A 16,497-nucleotide genomic window follows, 5' to 3' on the forward strand; every position below is an offset into this window, starting at 1 on the left:
TATAATTGAACTAGATTTAAGGAAATTAACATGCAAGGTGGAAAGTTAAGTTTTAGAAAATATTTTTTAATTTTAATATTTTTAATTTTTATTGTTTCAGGTATCACTTATTTTTATTCAACGAAAATGTTAGAGAAATCTCATAAGTCTGTTGAAGACAATTTAGATGCTAAGGTTAAATTAGTTAATATGGAAGATTTTTATTTTGATTTAAATGAATGTTTAAATATGGATGATTTTTTTATTCCGAGACCCTATTTTTTAAATGAAGATTTAAATAAAAATTTAGTTGTTGACAGGTTGATTAAAAATAAATTCCTTGATGAGAATTTTTTCAAGGATCTTTGGATTAAAAAGGAAAATTTATTTAACGTTGATATTGAGAAGGAGAATGAAAAATTAATAGATAAAATTTTAGAAATTTCCAAATGATTAAAAAATATTTGATTTATATAAGTTTGCTATTTGCTGTTTTTGAAGTTTTTCCTGAGCCAGCTTTTATAAGTCAAAATGATTCATATGAGCTTGATTTTAGTAGTAAGGAAGTAGATATTAATGTAAATACTAATTCAAAGTTTAATCTTTCTTTTAAAGATGAGTCTTGGATTTATATCAAAAGCAATGAAAATGAATCTTTTGTTAAGTTAATTGGAGAATATTATGAGAAAGGAGCTGTTTTCGCTTTTCAAACTTTTAAAAAAGAAGGCAAAATTAAGTTGATTTTCAACTACCAAAATGTTAAAGATTCTAGTGAATTTAATAAGATAATTATCTTAAAAATTACAAAAAAGTTTGAAGTTAAAATTCCAGATGGTGTTGATTCTGATGAAGGTAAGGACATTAAAAGTGATAATAACAGAAGAGATAATATTAATGTAACCTCTTTAGAGGTGATTTCCCGGGCTTTAAATTTATCTTACATAAATGATTACAATGGAGCAATAGATTTGCTTAATAAGTATAATTTTAATGATGATAAATATATTTTACTGAAGGCGGAAATTTATTATAAAAATAGAGATTATTTGAAATCTTATGAAAATTATTTGAAATTGAAGGGCAGATGCTTTCAAAGCATTGTTTTTGATCTAATTAAGCTTGGTATAGAATTAAATATTAAAGAAGAGGTCTTGGAGGGTGCCAGGTATTTAGTTGAAAAGAATATTGATTTTTCTGAGAATATTTATCTTAATATCTTTGAATTTTTAGTAATAAGGGGGGAGTATGAGTTTGCTTTAAATTTTAGTTCTCTTTACTTTCCTAAGTATATTAATTTAAGCTTTTCGGATAAATATAGTTTTTTTTTGGGAAAGCTTTATGAATCTGAGAGTAAATATAAAAATTTTTTAAAGGCTTTGTATTATTATAAATTGATTATTGATAATTACCCTTTTAGCGATTATTATGAAAAAGCCAAGATAAGGTATTTATTTTTAAAGCGGTTTTTTTAGGAGATATAATATGATACGAAGAAGGCTTACTAAACAACTTGAAATAATAAAAGATTATCTTTGGGATATGAAAGAATGTGTGCTTAAAATTATAGATGACTCTTTAATAGCCTTAGAATCTAAGGACAAAAGTTTGGCTAAAAAAATAATCAATGAGGATGAAAAAATAATAGATGATTATCAATATGATATTGAGGATTTATGTGGAAGAATAATTGCGACTGAGCATCCTGTTGCTACAGAACTTAGAGAAATTTTAGCAATTATTAAAATAATAAGTTCTCTTGAAAGGATTGCGGATCATGCTACTAAGATTGTAAAAGTTGTTCTCCTTCTTGAATCAGATTCGGGTGATTTTGATTTTATTAATTTGTATTTTAAACCTTTAAGAGAAATGGCTGATACAGCCAAAGAGATGTTGTCTGATATTTTTGACGCATATTTTGATGGAGATTTTACTAAAATATTAAAGATAGTTAAGTATGACAATATAATAGATAAATTATTTTCAAAGCAAAAAAGTATTGTTATTGAGGCAATGAAAAAAAATCCTGAAAATTTGGATTATCTTTTGAATATATTATTTTTGAATAGCTTCTTGGAAAGAGTGGGAGATCATGTAGCAACAATTGGTGAATTGCTCTATTTTATTAGAATAGGTGAAAAAGTAAATTTAACCTAAAAGGTGGTATTTTAGACTTTTTAATCTAAATAAATTTTATATAATGAAAAATTTATTATAAAAAGAATTAATGATCGCGATCATTAATTCTTTTTATAAGTAGCAGGCATTATGTATTCAAGATTTTTGTTTCCTCGGATTGTTTCTGAATGTCCTATTAAAAGATAAGAATCATTTTTAAGATAAGAGTTAAATTTATTGGTAAGGTTGTTTCTAGTTTTTTCATCAAAATAGATCATGACATTCCTACAAAATATTAGGTCAAATTTTTTGCTAAATGGAAATTTCTCATCCATTAAATTTAATTTTTTAAAGTAAACCATTTTTTTTAAAGTTTCTTTAACTTGAAATTTATCATCTTTAATTTGATTTAAATATTTAGTTTTTAAATATTTTGGCAAATTTATTATACGATCTTCAGGATAAATTCCCTCATGAGCTTCTTGTAGTACACTAATTGAAATGTCTGTTGCTAGGATTTTGACTTTAAAATCTACTTTATTATTTTCCATATATTCTTTTAGTATCATTGCAATTGTATATGGCTCTTCTCCACTTGAGCAGCCGGCTGACCATATTCTAATTTCTGAGTTTTCTGATTTCAATATTTTGTTAGCAAGTTTAGGTAATATTTTGTTATTTAAAAAATCAAAATGTTTAGATTCTCTAAAAAAATAAGTATGATTTGTTGATATTTTGTCTACTAGTTCAATTAATTGAATGTTTCCATTGCTTGTTTCTAAAAAGTTAATGTATTCAGTAAAATTTTTAAATCCTTTAACTTTTAGAAGGGATGATAATCTACTTTCAATAAGCATCTTTTTTTTTTCGTTGAGATTAATTCCAAAATTGTTGTAAACTATTTTTATTAGTCTTAAAAGTTCATCCTTAGTTATATTTATATTGAGATTTAATTTGTTTTGGTTCATATTCATATGCTTTTGATTTCATTCTCCTTTTTGAGCTAGAGCGATTTTTTTATGCTAAAAATGTAATATGTTCTTTTTTTACTTCTATAATACTAAGCGTATAGCTTAAGTTGGATATTTCAATTGCAATAATTCAATTGCAATAATTTTCCAATTGTGATAATTTAGTAGTTAAATTATTAGTATGCTTACTTATTAAAGGTTGTGTTATGCGAAAAAGAAGTGGAAAAATCAAAGATGATTTAGTTGTGCTTGATTCTAAAGAAAAAAAAGTTGGTGTATGGGGTATTTTTGCCCTTATTTTAATTGTTTTTGGGTTTATTATTGCACCTTTACTTCCAGGTATGTTTGATAATGTTAATTCATCTAGTTTAAAATTTGGTTCCTATAAAGGGCAGCCTATTTATTATAAAAAAGATAGTAAGTTTGCCAAGTATGTTAATTATTATTCAAATCTTTACTCTAAATTACAAGGGAATGCTAAAAATATTAATATAGATTACAATGTTTGGTATTTAGCATTTATGAAATATGTTGAGGATGTTGCTTTTTTTGACTTAATAAAAAAATATAATTTTTATGTTTCTAAGGAAATGTTGAATAAAAATTTACTCAGATCCCCTGAATATTTAGATTCTAGTGGAAATTTTAGTTCTAAAAGATATAATAAAGCTTCTGATTATCAAAAAGTTAAAATTTATGATGATATGGTAGAAAGCATGCTATTTTCTAATGTGAAAATTTTTTTAAATAGTAATTTAATATTTCCAGATTCTCTTTTTAATATGATTAAGAATATGAGTACTGTAGAAAGGCAAATTTTATATCTTTCTCTTTCTTATCAAGATTTTTCTAATAAAGAGGCAATATTTTATGCTGAAAAAAATTTAAATTTATTCAAGCATTTATCGCTTGCGTCCATCCGTTTTAAAAATATGAATGATGCTCGCAATGCTTATGATAAGCTGGTAAACAAAACTCCATTTGAAGAGCTTGCTAAGCTTTATTCGGATGATATAGCTAATTTCAAAGGTGTTGTTTCTTTGGATAAGTATTATTTTGATTTAGATCTTAATGTTGAAAAGAAAGAAGATCTAAATTCCCTCTTTTCTTTAAGAGAGGGCGAATTTAGTAAGCCTATTAAGATTAAAAATAAAAATGAATATCAAATATATAAGGCATTTGGCAATGTTCATGATTTTGATAAAAATTCAGATCGAGATATTAACTCTGTTAAAGATTACATTGAAACTTATGAACCAAGTGTTATTGAAAGTTATTTGGAAAATAAGCTAAATGATTTTCTTAATGATGTTAAACTTGGCAGTTTAAATCAAGCTCTTGAAAAATATCGGTTTAGTTTAAAAGAAGAAATTGTTAATTTATCTTATAATGTCAACATATATCCCAATACTTTAAAAGATTTGGTTGAGTTTAATAATAGTAAATCTTTTTATGATATTGTTTTTGGATTAAAAGAAAATTCTTGGTCTAAGCCTTTTGTAGCGAATAAAAAAGTTTATTTATTTTTCCTTAACTCAGCTAGAAAAAGACCTAATCAGAGAATCAAAGAAGAGATCGAGAATGAAAAACTTTTTGACAATTTTAACATTGCAAATAGTGGTTTGATTACAGATTTTTTATTGAATAAAAAAGATTTTGTTAATAATTTTAATGAGTCGTTTTTTACTTTACAAAACTTTAGTCAAAATTAAGAAATGAATGTTATGATAAAGGTTTTGGTTGATAGTGTAATTAATTTTATTAAAGAATTGATCTTGTTTTATAATTATTTGTATAGATTTATGTTTTTATTCTTTTTTTTTATATTATTTGCTTGTTCCAAAGTAAGCAAAGATTTTATTGTTTTTAACAAAGATGTAAAATCTACTCCCAAGATCGAGAATTTAAGTTCCAATGTTTTGGAAATCAACAAAATGGAAGATTTTTTTGGAGATATTATAGATTTAAAAGGTTATAAAATTCTTACGGTTCAGCAAGAAAATTTAAATTTAGATGTTTATTTTGAACAGGTGGTTTTAGCTCAAAATTTTTCAAATCTTAATGCATATTTGTTTATTATTGGTTTTGATCCTAAAGTTAAGGTTGGAACGATTCTTTTTAAAACTCAAATAGATATTGACCCAAAAAATTCTTATAATATGTATCTTGAAGATATTACGGGTGATTATGATTTCAATATAGTTGTTCAAGGATTTTTAAAAGATAAATCTGTTTTGTATGTTTTTCAAAAATCTGTTTTAAATGATGTATCTTCTTACAAACCCATATTTTTTGAAAAAGTTAATGGTACTGTTATTATTAATAAGTATACGAGATCTTCAGCTTACGAAGAAAACAGATCAAGAGAAAGCTATCCTATTTCTTTAGAAAAATATGAAAAAGTGGGAGAAGATTTAATAATCAGCAAGATTGAAAAATATGAATATTCTCATGTTCAGGCTAAGTATTACCTTTCTTCTGTGAGTGAAAAAGTTGGCAAAATTGATAATAATATTTATAAAACTTTGAAAAATTTAAGCAAAGATGAAGTTTATAGATTTTTACATGGAGTTTGGTACGATTCCCATGATTATAATAAAAAACAGGGCAAAGATATTGATGAGGTTTTATTTTTGTCTTTTGAAAAGCAATCGAGCGAGATTAATCTTTTTAGAAAAAATTCTCAAGAAGTTGCAAAGATTGAATATATTTCAAAACCGGCTTACAATACCCTTAATGTTAGTGCAAAGTCTTTTTTTTCAGATTTGATAGTTTACAATTTTTGGATAAAAATTGTAGATAAAGAAAATATTGAAATCAAAATTGACACCAGTACAAATTCTTATGATAATAGTGGATTTTCGGGTGCATTTAAGAGATTTGATGAAAATATCTTAAAAGTTAAAAAGGGTGATAATATTTATTTTATTCCTAGTGGAAATTATGTATATAAGGACAAAATTTATGATTTTTCTTACCCGAATTTAACTTATATTGATGAGAATAAAATTTATTATGGAATTTTTAATATTTTCCCTTTAAAAAATAATTTTGTTCTTGAATATGAAATTGATATGGGTAGTTATAAGATTGTTGAATCTTTTTTTCTTGAACATAGCGAGAGAGTTGTTCAAAAGCAAAAATTTTCTACAATCATTCTTAATCCTATTAAAATTTTAAAAGATGATGTAAGCTTAGTTAAAGGGCAAAAATTAAAACTTGAACGAATAGAAAAAATAGGATAATAGTTTTTATGAAAATATTGAGAAGTGTTATAGCTTATTTTAATGTTTTATTGTTCTTTTTAATTTTAATTTTTTTTTTATTTCCTTTTTACTTGGTTTGTAAAATTTTTTTACTCGAGCGTTATGTTGTAAAATTTAGCTTTATTATGATGCGGGCTTGCATTAAGGTTGGTTTGTGGCTTGCTGGAATTAAAATTATTGTTACGGGTTCTGAAAATATTCCCCAAAAAAGCAATGTAATAATAATGGGGAATCATATTGCAGCTATGGATCCTCTAATTTTTATTTATACTTTTAATAATCCATTTGTAATATTGGCAAAACATTCTTTGCTTAGGGTTCCTTTTGTAAATATTGGTTTAATTGTTATGGGCGCTATTTTTGTGAATAGAAAGAGTATAAGATCTGCTGCGGCTGCTGAGGCTAAGGCGATAAAGGTTATGAGAGAGGGTAGATCTATTGGAATTTTCCCCGAAGGGACTAGAAATAGAGGAGGAGATACTAAAGTTTTTAAAAGGGGTGCAATTAAGATGGCATTAAAGACGGGAACATCTATTCTTCCTGTTACTCTTTATAATACTAATAACTTTTTTATTAAAAATATTATTTTTAATTCTGGACTATCTGTTTATATTCATGTCCATCCTTTGATAGATATTTTAAAATTAAGTGAATATGAAAAAGAAAATCTTAATAGTATTATTAGAGATAAAATAGTTAAAAAACTTGAAACTATTAAAATTTAATTTATAAAGCAAGGATTTAGATGAAAACTCAAAATTATGATGAAAGTAAAATAATCACTCTATCTTCCCTTGAACACATTAGATTAAGATCTGGTATGTATATTGGACGCTTAGGAGATGGTTCTAATATTGATGATGGTATTTATGTTTTAATTAAAGAGATAATAGACAATTCAATTGATGAGTTTATTATGGGCTATGGAAATGAAATTTTTATAAAAAAAGAAAATAATCTTATTGCTATTAGGGATTATGGAAGAGGAATTCCTCTTGGAAAAGTTGTTGAGAGCGTTTCAGTTATTAATACTGGCGCCAAGTATAATGACGATGTTTTTCAATTTTCTGTGGGGCTTAATGGTGTTGGAACGAAGGCGGTTAATGCCTTAAGTTCGAAATTTTTAGTAAGATCAACAAGAAATGGCAAATCTTTTGAGGCGTTGTTTTCTAAGGGAAACTTATTGGAATCTAAAGAAATAGAATCTTCTGATAAAGACGGTACTTATGTTGAGTTTTTAGCAGATTCAGAGATATTCGGAAAATATTCTTATAGTGAGGATTTCCTGAAGAGAAGATTTTTCCATTATGTTTGTTTGAATAAGGGACTTATAATAAACTATAATAATCAAATTTTTGAATCCAAAAACGGTCTTTTAGATTTTTTGAATTCAGAAATTAAAAGTGATGATTTGCTTTATGATATTGTTTATTATTCTAGCAAAACCTTAGAATTTGCTTTTTCTCATACAAATAATTATGGGGAGACTTATTTTTCATTTGTTAATGGGCAATATACCAACGATGGAGGTACCCATCAAACTGGTTTTAGGGAAGGCTTTGTAAGAGCTATTAACGATTTTCTTAAAAAAACATATTCGTCAACAGATATTAGGGAAGGTCTTGTTGCAACTCTTTCTGTTAAAATTAAAGACCCAATATTTGAAAGCCAAACTAAGAATAAGCTTGGAAATATTGAAACTAGAGGTAATGTTGCAAAGGAAGTGCAAAAGATAATTTCTGAAATTTTATATAAAGATAAAATACTTGCAAAATTGATTGAGAAAAAAGTAGTTGACAATGAACGACTTCGGAAAGAGCTAAGTAGTGTGAGGAAAGAAGCCAGAGAGAGAGCAAAAAAAATATCTTTTAAAATTCCTAAACTTAAGGATTGCAAATTACATTTTAATAGCAGCGGTGAGCAGTCAGAACAAACTATGATCTTCTTGACAGAAGGTGATTCTGCAACGGGTTCAATGGTGTCTTGTAGAGATGTTTATACTCAGGCTATATTTTCTCTTAGAGGTAAACCTCAAAATATGTTTGAAAAGAATAAATCTGAAATATATAAAAATGAAGAGCTTTATAATATGATGGTGGCTCTTGGCATTGAAGAATCAATTGAAAATTTAAGGTACAATAAGGTTGTAATAGCAACTGATGCAGATTTTGATGGATTTCATATTAGAAACTTGCTGTTAACTTTTTTCTTGACTTTTTTTGAAGATTTAATTTTAAATGGTCATATGTACATTTTAGAAACTCCTCTTTTTAGGGTTAGAAACAAAAAAAACACTATCTATTGTTATTCTGAGGAGGAAAAGCAAAAAGCTATTCTTGAGCTTAAGGGGGTATGTGAAGTAACAAGGTTTAAAGGCCTTGGTGAAATTTCCCCAAATGAATTTAAAGGTTTTATTGATATTAATAGTATTAAACTTACAAAAGTGGATCTTTTTAATATTAAAGAAATAAAAGAAAAATTGGGGTTTTATATGGGACAAAATACTCCTGAGAGGCGGAATTTTATTATGGAGAATTTGATCTAATGGATATTAGAACTGTACTTAAAGATAATTTTTTGCAATATTCATCTTATGTTATTAAAGATCGTGCTATTGCTAGTGTTGTTGATGGATTTAAACCAGTACAAAGAAGAATTATACATTCTCTTTTTGAAATGCATGACGGTAATTTTCATAAAGTTGCAAATGTTGTTGGTAATACAATGAAATATCATCCCCATGGTGATACATCAATTTATGAGGCTCTTGTTAATATTGCTAACAAAGATTTATTTATTGAAAAGCAGGGCAATTTTGGTAATTTGTTTACAGGTGATCCCGCTTCTGCTTCTCGATATATTGAGTGCAGATTAACGCCTTTAGCTTTTGATGTTCTTTACAACAAAGAGATAACAATTTATGAATCTTCTTATGATGGAAGAAATAATGAACCTTTACTTTATCCTGCAAAAATTCCTGTTATTTTAATTCAAGGAAGTGAGGGAATTGCTGTTGGAATGGCAGCTAAAATATTGCCTCACAATTTTAATGAGATTTTAAATGCAGTAAAGAGCGAGCTTCTTGGAGAGACTTATGATATTTATCCTGATTTTCCAACAGGAGGAATAGTTGATGTTAATGAGTATGCTGACGGTAACGGTAAAGTTTTAGTTAGAGCTAAAATTGAAACTATAGATGAAAAAACAATTGTAATAAGGGAATTACCTTTTGGAGAGACTACTGAGAGTTTGATATCTTCGATTGAGAAAGCAATTAGAAAAAATTATATTAAAGTTTCAAGCATTAATGATTTTACTGCTGAGAATGTGGCCATAGAACTATCTTTGCCACGAGGTGTTTATGCAAGTGAAGTGATTGAAAAGTTATATCATTATACAAATTGCCAAATATCAATTTCTGTTAATTTATTATTGCTTAGTGAGAGATATCCTGTTGTTTATACTATTAAAGATCTTATTAAATTTCATGCAGCCCATCTTCAAAAAATTTTAAAAATGGAACTTGAATTACAAAAAAGTAAGATTCTTGAAAAAATATTTTATAAGACACTAGAGCAAATTTTTATTGAAAAAAAGATTTATAAACTTCTTGAAACAATTTCTAATGAAGAAAATATTGTGAATATAATATTGTCAAAAGTTTTAAGTTATAAAGAATCCTTTTCAAGGAAAGTTTCTGAAGAAGATATTGAAAATTTGCTTAAGATTCCAATTAGAAAAATAAGTCTTTTTGATATTGACAAAAATTCCAAAGATATTAAAATTTTAAACAAAGAATTAAAGAGTGTAAATAGCAGTATTTCTTCAATAAGGGGATATTCAATAAACTTTATTGATTTATTACTTGCAAAGTATTCTAAAGAGCATCAAAGGAAGACCGAAATTTCTTTAATCAAATCAAAAAATGTAAAAGAAATAGCTACAAAGAATATGAAAGTTTATTTGAACTTGGCAGAAGGTTTTGTAGGAACTAGTCTTTTTGGAGGTGAATTTATTGGAAATGCTAGTTATTATGATAAAATATTGATTTTTAGAAATAATAGCTATGTTCTTAAAAATATTGAAGATAAGGTATTTATAGATAAAAAAAATATATGTGCTTTGGTTTATGATGTAAATAATTCAAAAGAACAAATATTTTCAATAATTTATTTTAATAAACTTGACAATTTTTATTATGTTAAAAGATTTAAAATAGATAAATTTATTACAGATAAAGTCTATGAATTTTTGGGAGAAAATGATAAATTTGTAGATTTTTCATTAAGTCCTGAATTTGTAGAATTTTCGACAAATAAAGACATTATTAAAAGAATTGAAATTGAGAATTTTATAGTCAAATCAAGAAGCTCTATTGGGAAGCGAATTTCAAGCAACAATTTGAAAAAAGTTAAATTTAAATAGTTTTAAAAACCTTTTTTAAATTTCATTAATATGTTAACATAGTACCAGTTTTAATTGAAGGGGTTTTTATGAATAAATTTTTAATTTTTGTTTTGGTAATCTTTTGTGTTTTTTCTAGCTTTGCTCAAGCTTATGATTCTAAAAGTGATTTTAATCTGGGGGCGGGAGAAAAACTTTTGGCTTATGAAACTAACAAGAAAGATCCTATTGTACCATTTTTATTGAACCTTTTTTTAGGGTTTGGGATAGGTTCTTTTGCTCAAGGAGATATTCTTGGAGGTTCTCTTATTCTTGGATTTGATGCAGTTGGTATAGGACTAATACTTACTGGAGCTTATTTAGATATCAAAGCTTTAGGTAATAATGCCAGCAAAGCTGCTTTTAAATGGACTTGGGGTAAGGGAGTAATGTTGGCAGGGGTGCTTACTATGACTGTGACAAGATTAACAGAAATTATTCTTCCATTTACATTTGCTAATAGTTATAATAAGAAACTAAAAAATAGTCTTAATATAGCTTTGGGAGGATTTGAGCCTAATTTTGATGTTAACATAGGCCAAGCTAGTGCTCTTGGGTTTGAACTGTCTTTCAAGAAAAGTTATTAAAATAATATTATAAAAATGAGTGATTGCAATTTTGTATTGTGATTACTCATTGTAATTGAAAATTAGAGTTTTTATTTATATTTTATTTCTCTCCTAAGCTCTTTTTTTATGCTTTTTTGTTTTAGTATTTCTCTTTTATCATGCAATTTTTTTCCTTTGCATATTCCAATTTCTACTTTAATTATTGATTTTTTTAAATAAAAGCTAATAGGAATTAAAGTGTATCCTTCTTTTTCTTTAAATTTTTTCAGTCTTTGTAATTCCTGTTTTCTGATTAGAAGTTTTCTGGGTCTTAATTCATCATGATTGAATATATTTCCTTCTTTATATTTTGATACGTGTAAGTTTTCAAGCCACAACTCTTCTTTTTTTATGCTTGCAAAGCTATTATTAAATGATAATTTTTTTGATTTTATTGATTTTACTTCGGTTCCTTGCAGTACTATTCCACAACTTATTTTATCTTCAATAAAATAATTAAATTTTGCCTTTTTGTTTTCAAGAAACAAATTGTTTGTCTTCAAATCTATTCCTTTGATACAATCAATCTGAAACCAATGTTTGGAGAACTCCAATTCTTCAAAAAAGAAGCCTTGGTTGATGGATTGAGTAAATTATTATTTTGATGAGAATATGTTCTAATTTCTGTTATTAATGAATAAAAGTTTGAATTTTCGTTATAAAAATTTCTTTCATTTTTGAATATTGCAGTATCGTTAAAAGACGAATTTTGCATTAAATTCCAAAATCCAACTTTTTTTGATATCTCATTGATATTTAACGGTTTTTTGTTTGGTTCTTTTTGGTATAATTCCCATTCTTGTGATATAGGGAGTCTTGCTTTGAATCCGTTGGGAAGTTTTTTAGAGTACCAGTTTGCATATTCTAATGCTGAAAAATAAGATATTCCTGTGATAGCTTCATTTAAGCCTATTTGATTAAAATTTTTAAGATAATTTTCATCCACAAGCTGTTCTTTTATTAAACTTTCTTTGTTATTTAATGTCCATTTTGGATTTTCTTTTAAAAAGTTTTGATACTCATATTTTGTAACATTTTGCTCTTGAATAAGAAATTCTTTTATACTATAGGTAGACTTTAGTGAAATATTTTTTGAATCCAATTCATAATTTTGAATTTTCTCTATTTTATTTGAATTTATTTTTTTAAATCCAGGTAACTTTATATTAATTTTTTCATTTTTGGAAATTAATTGAATATTTTCATTGTCTAAAGTTTTGGTTAATGTTTTAACCCAAGGCTTGTCTTTTGTTAGTTTTTTTAGATCTTTATCTAAATTTTCTAAAAACCAAAAGATAGCTCTATTTTCTAAATCAAAATTTGTTTGTAGAGAATTCCATATTTCTTCTTGATTATTGTTGTTTTGGTCTATTGAATACACTGATTTGTATGAATCTATAAAATCCTTAAACATTTCGGTTGAATTTAAGTGAGGTATGGAATCTTTTAGAAACTTTTTAATGTATTTGGGATGTTCTTTGAGATCACTAGATATTAATGAAAATACAGGAATTAATTTGATATTTTCATTAATATTTTTTATTCTCACCATTATAGAAAGCTCTTTTTGTCTTTGTTTAATGATCTTTTCGGGCTCAATCAGCTCTAAATTTATTTGTAAATTGTAGCTCCCAAAAAATTTATTGTGAATTGTTATATTTTGTTCGTGGGTTTTAAATCCCATCCTTTTTGCTTTAATGATTCCTTCAGTGGCATTTATATATTTTTTAAATGGCGTTCTGCCGATATATTTTTCGTTTAAATAGATGTAAGTGTTTTCAATATTAGAATTTATTTTTAAATATGCTCCTGGATTTTTAAACTTGGGCATGATTATTAAAATTGATATTAAACTTAAAAGTAATATTAGTGCTGTAAAAAATACGTAAACTTTGGGTGTTATTCCTAGGATTGGCTTTAATTTAACTTCAAAAAGCTCAACATTTGAATTTTTATCACTTTCTTCCATCTTCTAAAGTATAGAAAAGTATTTAAATAAGTGTCAATATTTTGTATGATTTAATTCTTGAGGTTAGATTATGCATTTAAGAAAATTGGATAAATTTGCATCTTTTTTGGTATTTTTTGTGGAAAAATACTTAACATATCGAAAAAGAAAAAAGTATTTTTGCAAATTAAGGGCTAAGAAACGAGGATTTTTTCTAAACTTTTTATTTGATTTTGTAGCAGCGGCAATTTTTGTACTGGTAATAAATCAATATTTTATTCAAGCTTACAAAATCCCATCGGGTTCAATGGAGAATACCCTTCAAATAGGGGATTTTTTGTTTGTAGATAAATTTTCTTATGGCCCGGAACTTTTACCAGGATTGTTTAAGATTAATGGTTTTAAAACCCCGGAAGAATCAGATATTATTATTTTTGAAAATCCAGAGTATAAATCAAAGGGTGTTTTTTTTGATATTTTTCAAAGAATACTTTATATGTTAACGCTATCTTTTATTGATCTTGATAGAGATGAATATGGCAATCCTAATGTTAGATTCCTCGTAAAAAGAGGCGTATTTGCAGATGGTAAAATTGTTAGATTTAACAATGGTAAGGCTTATATTAAAAAAGAAGGCGAAGAAAATTTTATTTTAGAAGATTCTTATCGGAATTTGGTTGGTCAAAATTTTAATATTAAAAAAATTGTGGCAAATGAGGACTATGGGATTTATGGTGATTTTGCTATGTTTGTTGCTCTGAGTCAGTTAAATATAAATTTAAGTAGTGCTCCCGATTTCTCATTTTTTGATGTTAGGGTAATTGATAGGTTTGAGCTTGAAAGGTTAGAATATAAGTATTTATCTGCTTTTATGCCTTATGTTGATTATTATATGGAAAAAGCTATAATAAGAGATTATGGAATTTATGTTCCTTATGGATATGTTTTGCCAATTGGAGACAATAGGGATAATTCTCATGACGGTCGTTTTTTTGGGGTAATCAATAAAAATAAAGTTCTTGGAAGAACCTTGGTAATATATCTTCCATTTTCTAGGGTAGGATTTATTTAAAGTGGCTGTATACTTAACTTTTGAGCAAAGGCTTTTAAGAAAAAAGCAAAGAAAAGTTTTTTTTAAGTATGTTTTAACATTTTTAGTGTTGAATTTTTTTTTCACAAAGTTTATTTTGCAAATTTTTATTATTAAAAGTAATGAGATGTTGCCGACAATAACAAAAAATTCTAGTTTATTTTTTGTTGCGACACATATAACATCTTTTTTTATTCCTTTAAAAATGAATGATATTGTTCTTTATGAAGATTTTAGACTAAGTAATAATTTTTTATTAACTTTAATAAAAGATTTCTTTTTTTTAAATAAAATCTTTAAAAGAGCGAGCTATAAGGTCTCAAGAATAGCAGCTGTTCAGGGTGATTCTGTATATGTTAGAGGTTTTAATGTTTTGGTAAATAAAAAGGATACAGATTTTTTTTATTTGAATGGCAATTTAGTTAGCTATTACAAGTTGAATAATTTTTTTAATACAGATGAAGTGATTAAGTGTTTTATTTTGAAAAAAAATGAAATTTTTTTATTAAATGACAATTTAAGTGTTTTAAATGATTCTAGAATATTTGGGCCTATTAATAAAAATGTTATTGTTTCTTTTTTGGCCTTTAAGGTAGTGGACTATAAGATTGTTAAATAAAATTTTTGTTGATGCTGATTCTTGTAATTTTAAGATAATAAAATTTTTACAAAAATTTATATTGCAAAATAAAGCAAAAATTATTGTAGTTTCTAATAAGTTTTTGAATTTGGGAAAAATAGAAAATGTTGCTTTAGAAGTGGTAGACAATGTTGATTTATTTATTTTGAATTTAGCAGATAGGTACAGTCTTGTTATTACTCGAGATATTTTTTTTGCTAAACTTCTTTTGGATCTTGAGGTTAAGGTTATGAACGATGAAGGTCTAATTTTTAATATAAACAATATAAATTATTTATATTTTAGATCTAAGATTAATTTCAATTTGAAAATTAAGGTTAAAAAATATTATGATGGAGATTTTAATAAATCTAGATATGAAAAATTTATAACAAATTTTTATTCTTTATTCTTTAGTTAATTTTTTGTTTTCCAATTTCCACAAACCTTTGCCCTGAGTTAATATGTAAATTGTGTTGTTTGACACAGGAATAATATCGTTAAGACCCGTTTTGCTTAGCTGAGAACCATTATAAGCCCCAGGTACTACAGATTTTGAGGGCGCTTGTAAAGCAAAAATCCCTTCTTTGTTTTTTGTAAATTCTGCAAATCCATTATTACTTCCGACTAATATTACATCATTAAATTCTCTTGCGAAGTAACCGCTAAATTCGCCTACTTCTTCTTGAATAAATATTGGTGTTGTATAATTATTTGCATTTGAATACACTTTGAATTTTGTGTCTAAATTATTATAACCACCAGTCATTACTAAGATTTCAGAAGAACCCCTAATGCTTGTTTTAATGATAGGCATTATTTCTTTGGCTTGTTGATAGTCTATGCCTCTATATGTATTGTTATTTATTTGCCATATTTTAAGTGAACTTCCTGTAATTAAGTTATCTTCATTTGATATTTGATAAAATTTGTCGTTTTCAGTAGCTTGTGATGGTGTTTTGTCAATTCCTTGTAGATCAAAAATTCTCTCTTGATTGTTTTTATCTATAGCTAAAACATATGCTTCTTTTATGCCATCTTTTCCCACAGATTTTAAGAATTTATATGCTTTTAGTGGTTTTTTAAATTTTAATGTCCAATCTTTTCTATTTAGCTCACAAACTTCTAGTTCTGCCTGCTTGTTTTGTGCTAAAAGATAGGTTTTCCCAGAGACATTTACAATGTCATTTATAAACTCATAAGAATTGCTCAAGTCAATTTTTTCTATCTTGCCGTTTTCTTTTTTAAATAAGTGCATAGCTGCAATATAGAGGGTTTCTCCTACCAGAGAAATCCCTCTTGGGCTTGAACTGCCTAAGATATTATATTCATGGTTTATTTTTTGGAGATTTCCTAGTTGGGAAAATATGGATTCGCTCGAGCATGCTAGTAGTAAAAATATTAACAGGTTTAAAATTAATCTTTTTTTAAAATAGTTTTCATATTTTTGTTTCATTT

The 16,497-nt window shown here is 26.3% G+C and carries 16 protein-coding genes; 12 read left to right on the forward strand and 4 right to left on the reverse strand.

Features of this window, described 5'->3' with window-relative positions; all coding sequences use genetic code 11:
- The first annotated feature begins 30 nt into the window (after positions 1–30).
- From HNP68_RS04055 to phoU, 3 genes are read left to right on the forward strand one after another with little or no spacing between them, the layout of a single operon-like run.
- Positions 31–432, forward strand: a complete 402-nt coding sequence (locus HNP68_RS04055) for a hypothetical protein (RefSeq protein ID WP_183220720.1) — start codon at positions 31–33, stop codon at positions 430–432.
- Positions 429–1,451 carry a hypothetical protein gene (locus HNP68_RS04060; protein WP_183220722.1) on the forward strand — a complete coding sequence of 341 codons (1,023 nt, stop codon included), beginning with the start codon at positions 429–431 and terminating at the stop codon, positions 1,449–1,451. Before HNP68_RS04055 ends, HNP68_RS04060 begins: the two co-directional genes overlap by 4 nt.
- Before the next feature lie 10 nt (positions 1,452–1,461).
- Positions 1,462–2,133 (forward strand): phosphate signaling complex protein PhoU, encoded by a 672-nt coding sequence (gene phoU / locus HNP68_RS04065; RefSeq protein WP_183220724.1) that lies wholly within the window; start codon positions 1,462–1,464, stop codon positions 2,131–2,133.
- An 83-nt stretch (positions 2,134–2,216) separates the two neighbouring features.
- Here the strand turns inward: phoU and HNP68_RS04070 are convergent, their stop codons facing one another.
- Positions 2,217–3,068 carry a protein-glutamate O-methyltransferase gene (locus tag HNP68_RS04070; RefSeq protein WP_183220727.1) on the reverse strand — a complete coding sequence of 284 codons (852 nt, stop codon included), beginning with the start codon at positions 3,066–3,068 and terminating at the stop codon, positions 2,217–2,219.
- Positions 3,069–3,271: 203 nt separating this feature from the next.
- Here HNP68_RS04070 and HNP68_RS04075 point away from each other — a divergent pair, with 203 nt between their 5' ends.
- From HNP68_RS04075 to HNP68_RS04100, 6 genes are all read left to right on the forward strand, one after another.
- On the forward strand, positions 3,272–4,777 hold the full coding sequence (locus tag HNP68_RS04075; protein WP_183220729.1) for a peptidylprolyl isomerase: 1,506 nt from the start codon (positions 3,272–3,274) through the stop codon (positions 4,775–4,777).
- A gap of 12 nt (positions 4,778–4,789) precedes the next feature.
- Complete coding sequence (locus HNP68_RS04080) at positions 4,790–6,310, forward strand: pallilysin-related adhesin (protein WP_183220731.1); 1,521 nt, start codon at positions 4,790–4,792, stop codon at positions 6,308–6,310.
- An 8-nt stretch (positions 6,311–6,318) separates the two neighbouring features.
- Positions 6,319–7,056, forward strand: a complete 738-nt coding sequence (locus HNP68_RS04085) for a 1-acyl-sn-glycerol-3-phosphate acyltransferase (RefSeq protein ID WP_183220733.1) — start codon at positions 6,319–6,321, stop codon at positions 7,054–7,056.
- Positions 7,057–7,076: 20 nt separating this feature from the next.
- Positions 7,077–8,876: a toprim domain-containing protein gene (locus tag HNP68_RS04090; RefSeq protein WP_183220735.1), complete on the forward strand. Its 1,800-nt coding sequence runs from the start codon at positions 7,077–7,079 to the stop codon at positions 8,874–8,876.
- Complete coding sequence (locus HNP68_RS04095) at positions 8,876–10,756, forward strand: DNA topoisomerase IV subunit A (protein ID WP_183220737.1); 1,881 nt, start codon at positions 8,876–8,878, stop codon at positions 10,754–10,756. Before HNP68_RS04090 ends, HNP68_RS04095 begins: the two co-directional genes overlap by 1 nt.
- A 68-nt stretch (positions 10,757–10,824) precedes the next feature.
- Positions 10,825–11,361, forward strand: coding sequence for a P13 family porin (locus HNP68_RS04100; protein ID WP_183220739.1), 537 nt, complete (start codon positions 10,825–10,827; stop codon positions 11,359–11,361).
- A gap of 71 nt (positions 11,362–11,432) precedes the next feature.
- Here HNP68_RS04100 and smpB read toward each other — a convergent pair whose 3' ends face one another.
- Together smpB and HNP68_RS04110 are read right to left on the reverse strand one after the other, a co-directional pair.
- The gene (gene smpB, locus HNP68_RS04105; RefSeq protein WP_183220741.1) at positions 11,433–11,885 is read right to left on the reverse strand and encodes an SsrA-binding protein; all 453 of its coding nucleotides are present in this window, start codon (positions 11,883–11,885) and stop codon (positions 11,433–11,435) included.
- A gap of 2 nt (positions 11,886–11,887) precedes the next feature.
- Positions 11,888–13,351 (reverse strand): SUMF1/EgtB/PvdO family nonheme iron enzyme, encoded by a 1,464-nt coding sequence (locus tag HNP68_RS04110; protein ID WP_183220748.1) that lies wholly within the window; start codon positions 13,349–13,351, stop codon positions 11,888–11,890.
- A 70-nt stretch (positions 13,352–13,421) separates the two neighbouring features.
- On the opposite strand from HNP68_RS04110, the gene lepB (HNP68_RS04115) reads away from it, so the two are divergent.
- The 3 genes from lepB (HNP68_RS04115) to HNP68_RS04125 are packed head-to-tail and all read left to right on the forward strand — an operon-like array spanning position 13,422 to position 15,460.
- Positions 13,422–14,402: a signal peptidase I gene (gene lepB / locus HNP68_RS04115; protein ID WP_183220750.1), complete on the forward strand. Its 981-nt coding sequence runs from the start codon at positions 13,422–13,424 to the stop codon at positions 14,400–14,402.
- Between the two features lies 1 nt (position 14,403).
- Positions 14,404–15,039, forward strand: coding sequence for a signal peptidase I (gene lepB / locus HNP68_RS04120; protein ID WP_183220752.1), 636 nt, complete (start codon positions 14,404–14,406; stop codon positions 15,037–15,039).
- On the forward strand, positions 15,029–15,460 hold the full coding sequence (locus HNP68_RS04125; RefSeq protein WP_183220754.1) for a DUF188 domain-containing protein: 432 nt from the start codon (positions 15,029–15,031) through the stop codon (positions 15,458–15,460). Before lepB (HNP68_RS04120) ends, HNP68_RS04125 begins: the two co-directional genes overlap by 11 nt.
- Here the strand turns inward: HNP68_RS04125 and bamB are convergent.
- The gene (bamB, locus tag HNP68_RS04130) at positions 15,446–16,495 is read right to left on the reverse strand and encodes an outer membrane protein assembly factor BamB (protein ID WP_183220756.1); all 1,050 of its coding nucleotides are present in this window, start codon (positions 16,493–16,495) and stop codon (positions 15,446–15,448) included. The two genes, HNP68_RS04125 and bamB, sit on opposite strands and share 15 nt — an antisense overlap.
- Positions 16,496–16,497 lie beyond the last annotated feature (2 nt).

The sequence above is a fragment of the Borreliella yangtzensis genome (assembly GCF_014201775.1).
Lineage (GTDB): Bacteria > Spirochaetota > Spirochaetia > Borreliales > Borreliaceae > Borreliella > Borreliella yangtzensis.

What these genes read in the sequence shown, in the direction of transcription:
- HNP68_RS04055 (WP_183220720.1), top strand. Translation starts at nt 31, where the DNA reads ATGCAAGGTGGAAAGTTAAGTTTTAGAAAATATTTTTTAATTTTAATA.
- HNP68_RS04060 (WP_183220722.1), top strand. Translation starts at nt 429, where the DNA reads ATGATTAAAAAATATTTGATTTATATAAGTTTGCTATTTGCTGTTTTT.
- phoU (WP_183220724.1), top strand. Translation starts at nt 1,462, where the DNA reads ATGATACGAAGAAGGCTTACTAAACAACTTGAAATAATAAAAGATTAT.
- HNP68_RS04070 (WP_183220727.1), bottom strand. Translation starts at nt 3,068, where the DNA reads ATGAATATGAACCAAAACAAATTAAATCTCAATATAAATATAACTAAG.
- HNP68_RS04075 (WP_183220729.1), top strand. Translation starts at nt 3,272, where the DNA reads ATGCGAAAAAGAAGTGGAAAAATCAAAGATGATTTAGTTGTGCTTGAT.
- HNP68_RS04080 (WP_183220731.1), top strand. Translation starts at nt 4,790, where the DNA reads ATGATAAAGGTTTTGGTTGATAGTGTAATTAATTTTATTAAAGAATTG.
- HNP68_RS04085 (WP_183220733.1), top strand. Translation starts at nt 6,319, where the DNA reads ATGAAAATATTGAGAAGTGTTATAGCTTATTTTAATGTTTTATTGTTC.
- HNP68_RS04090 (WP_183220735.1), top strand. Translation starts at nt 7,077, where the DNA reads ATGAAAACTCAAAATTATGATGAAAGTAAAATAATCACTCTATCTTCC.
- HNP68_RS04095 (WP_183220737.1), top strand. Translation starts at nt 8,876, where the DNA reads ATGGATATTAGAACTGTACTTAAAGATAATTTTTTGCAATATTCATCT.
- HNP68_RS04100 (WP_183220739.1), top strand. Translation starts at nt 10,825, where the DNA reads ATGAATAAATTTTTAATTTTTGTTTTGGTAATCTTTTGTGTTTTTTCT.
- HNP68_RS04110 (WP_183220748.1), bottom strand. Translation starts at nt 13,351, where the DNA reads ATGGAAGAAAGTGATAAAAATTCAAATGTTGAGCTTTTTGAAGTTAAA.
- lepB (WP_183220750.1), top strand. Translation starts at nt 13,422, where the DNA reads ATGCATTTAAGAAAATTGGATAAATTTGCATCTTTTTTGGTATTTTTT.
- bamB (WP_183220756.1), bottom strand. Translation starts at nt 16,495, where the DNA reads ATGAAACAAAAATATGAAAACTATTTTAAAAAAAGATTAATTTTAAAC.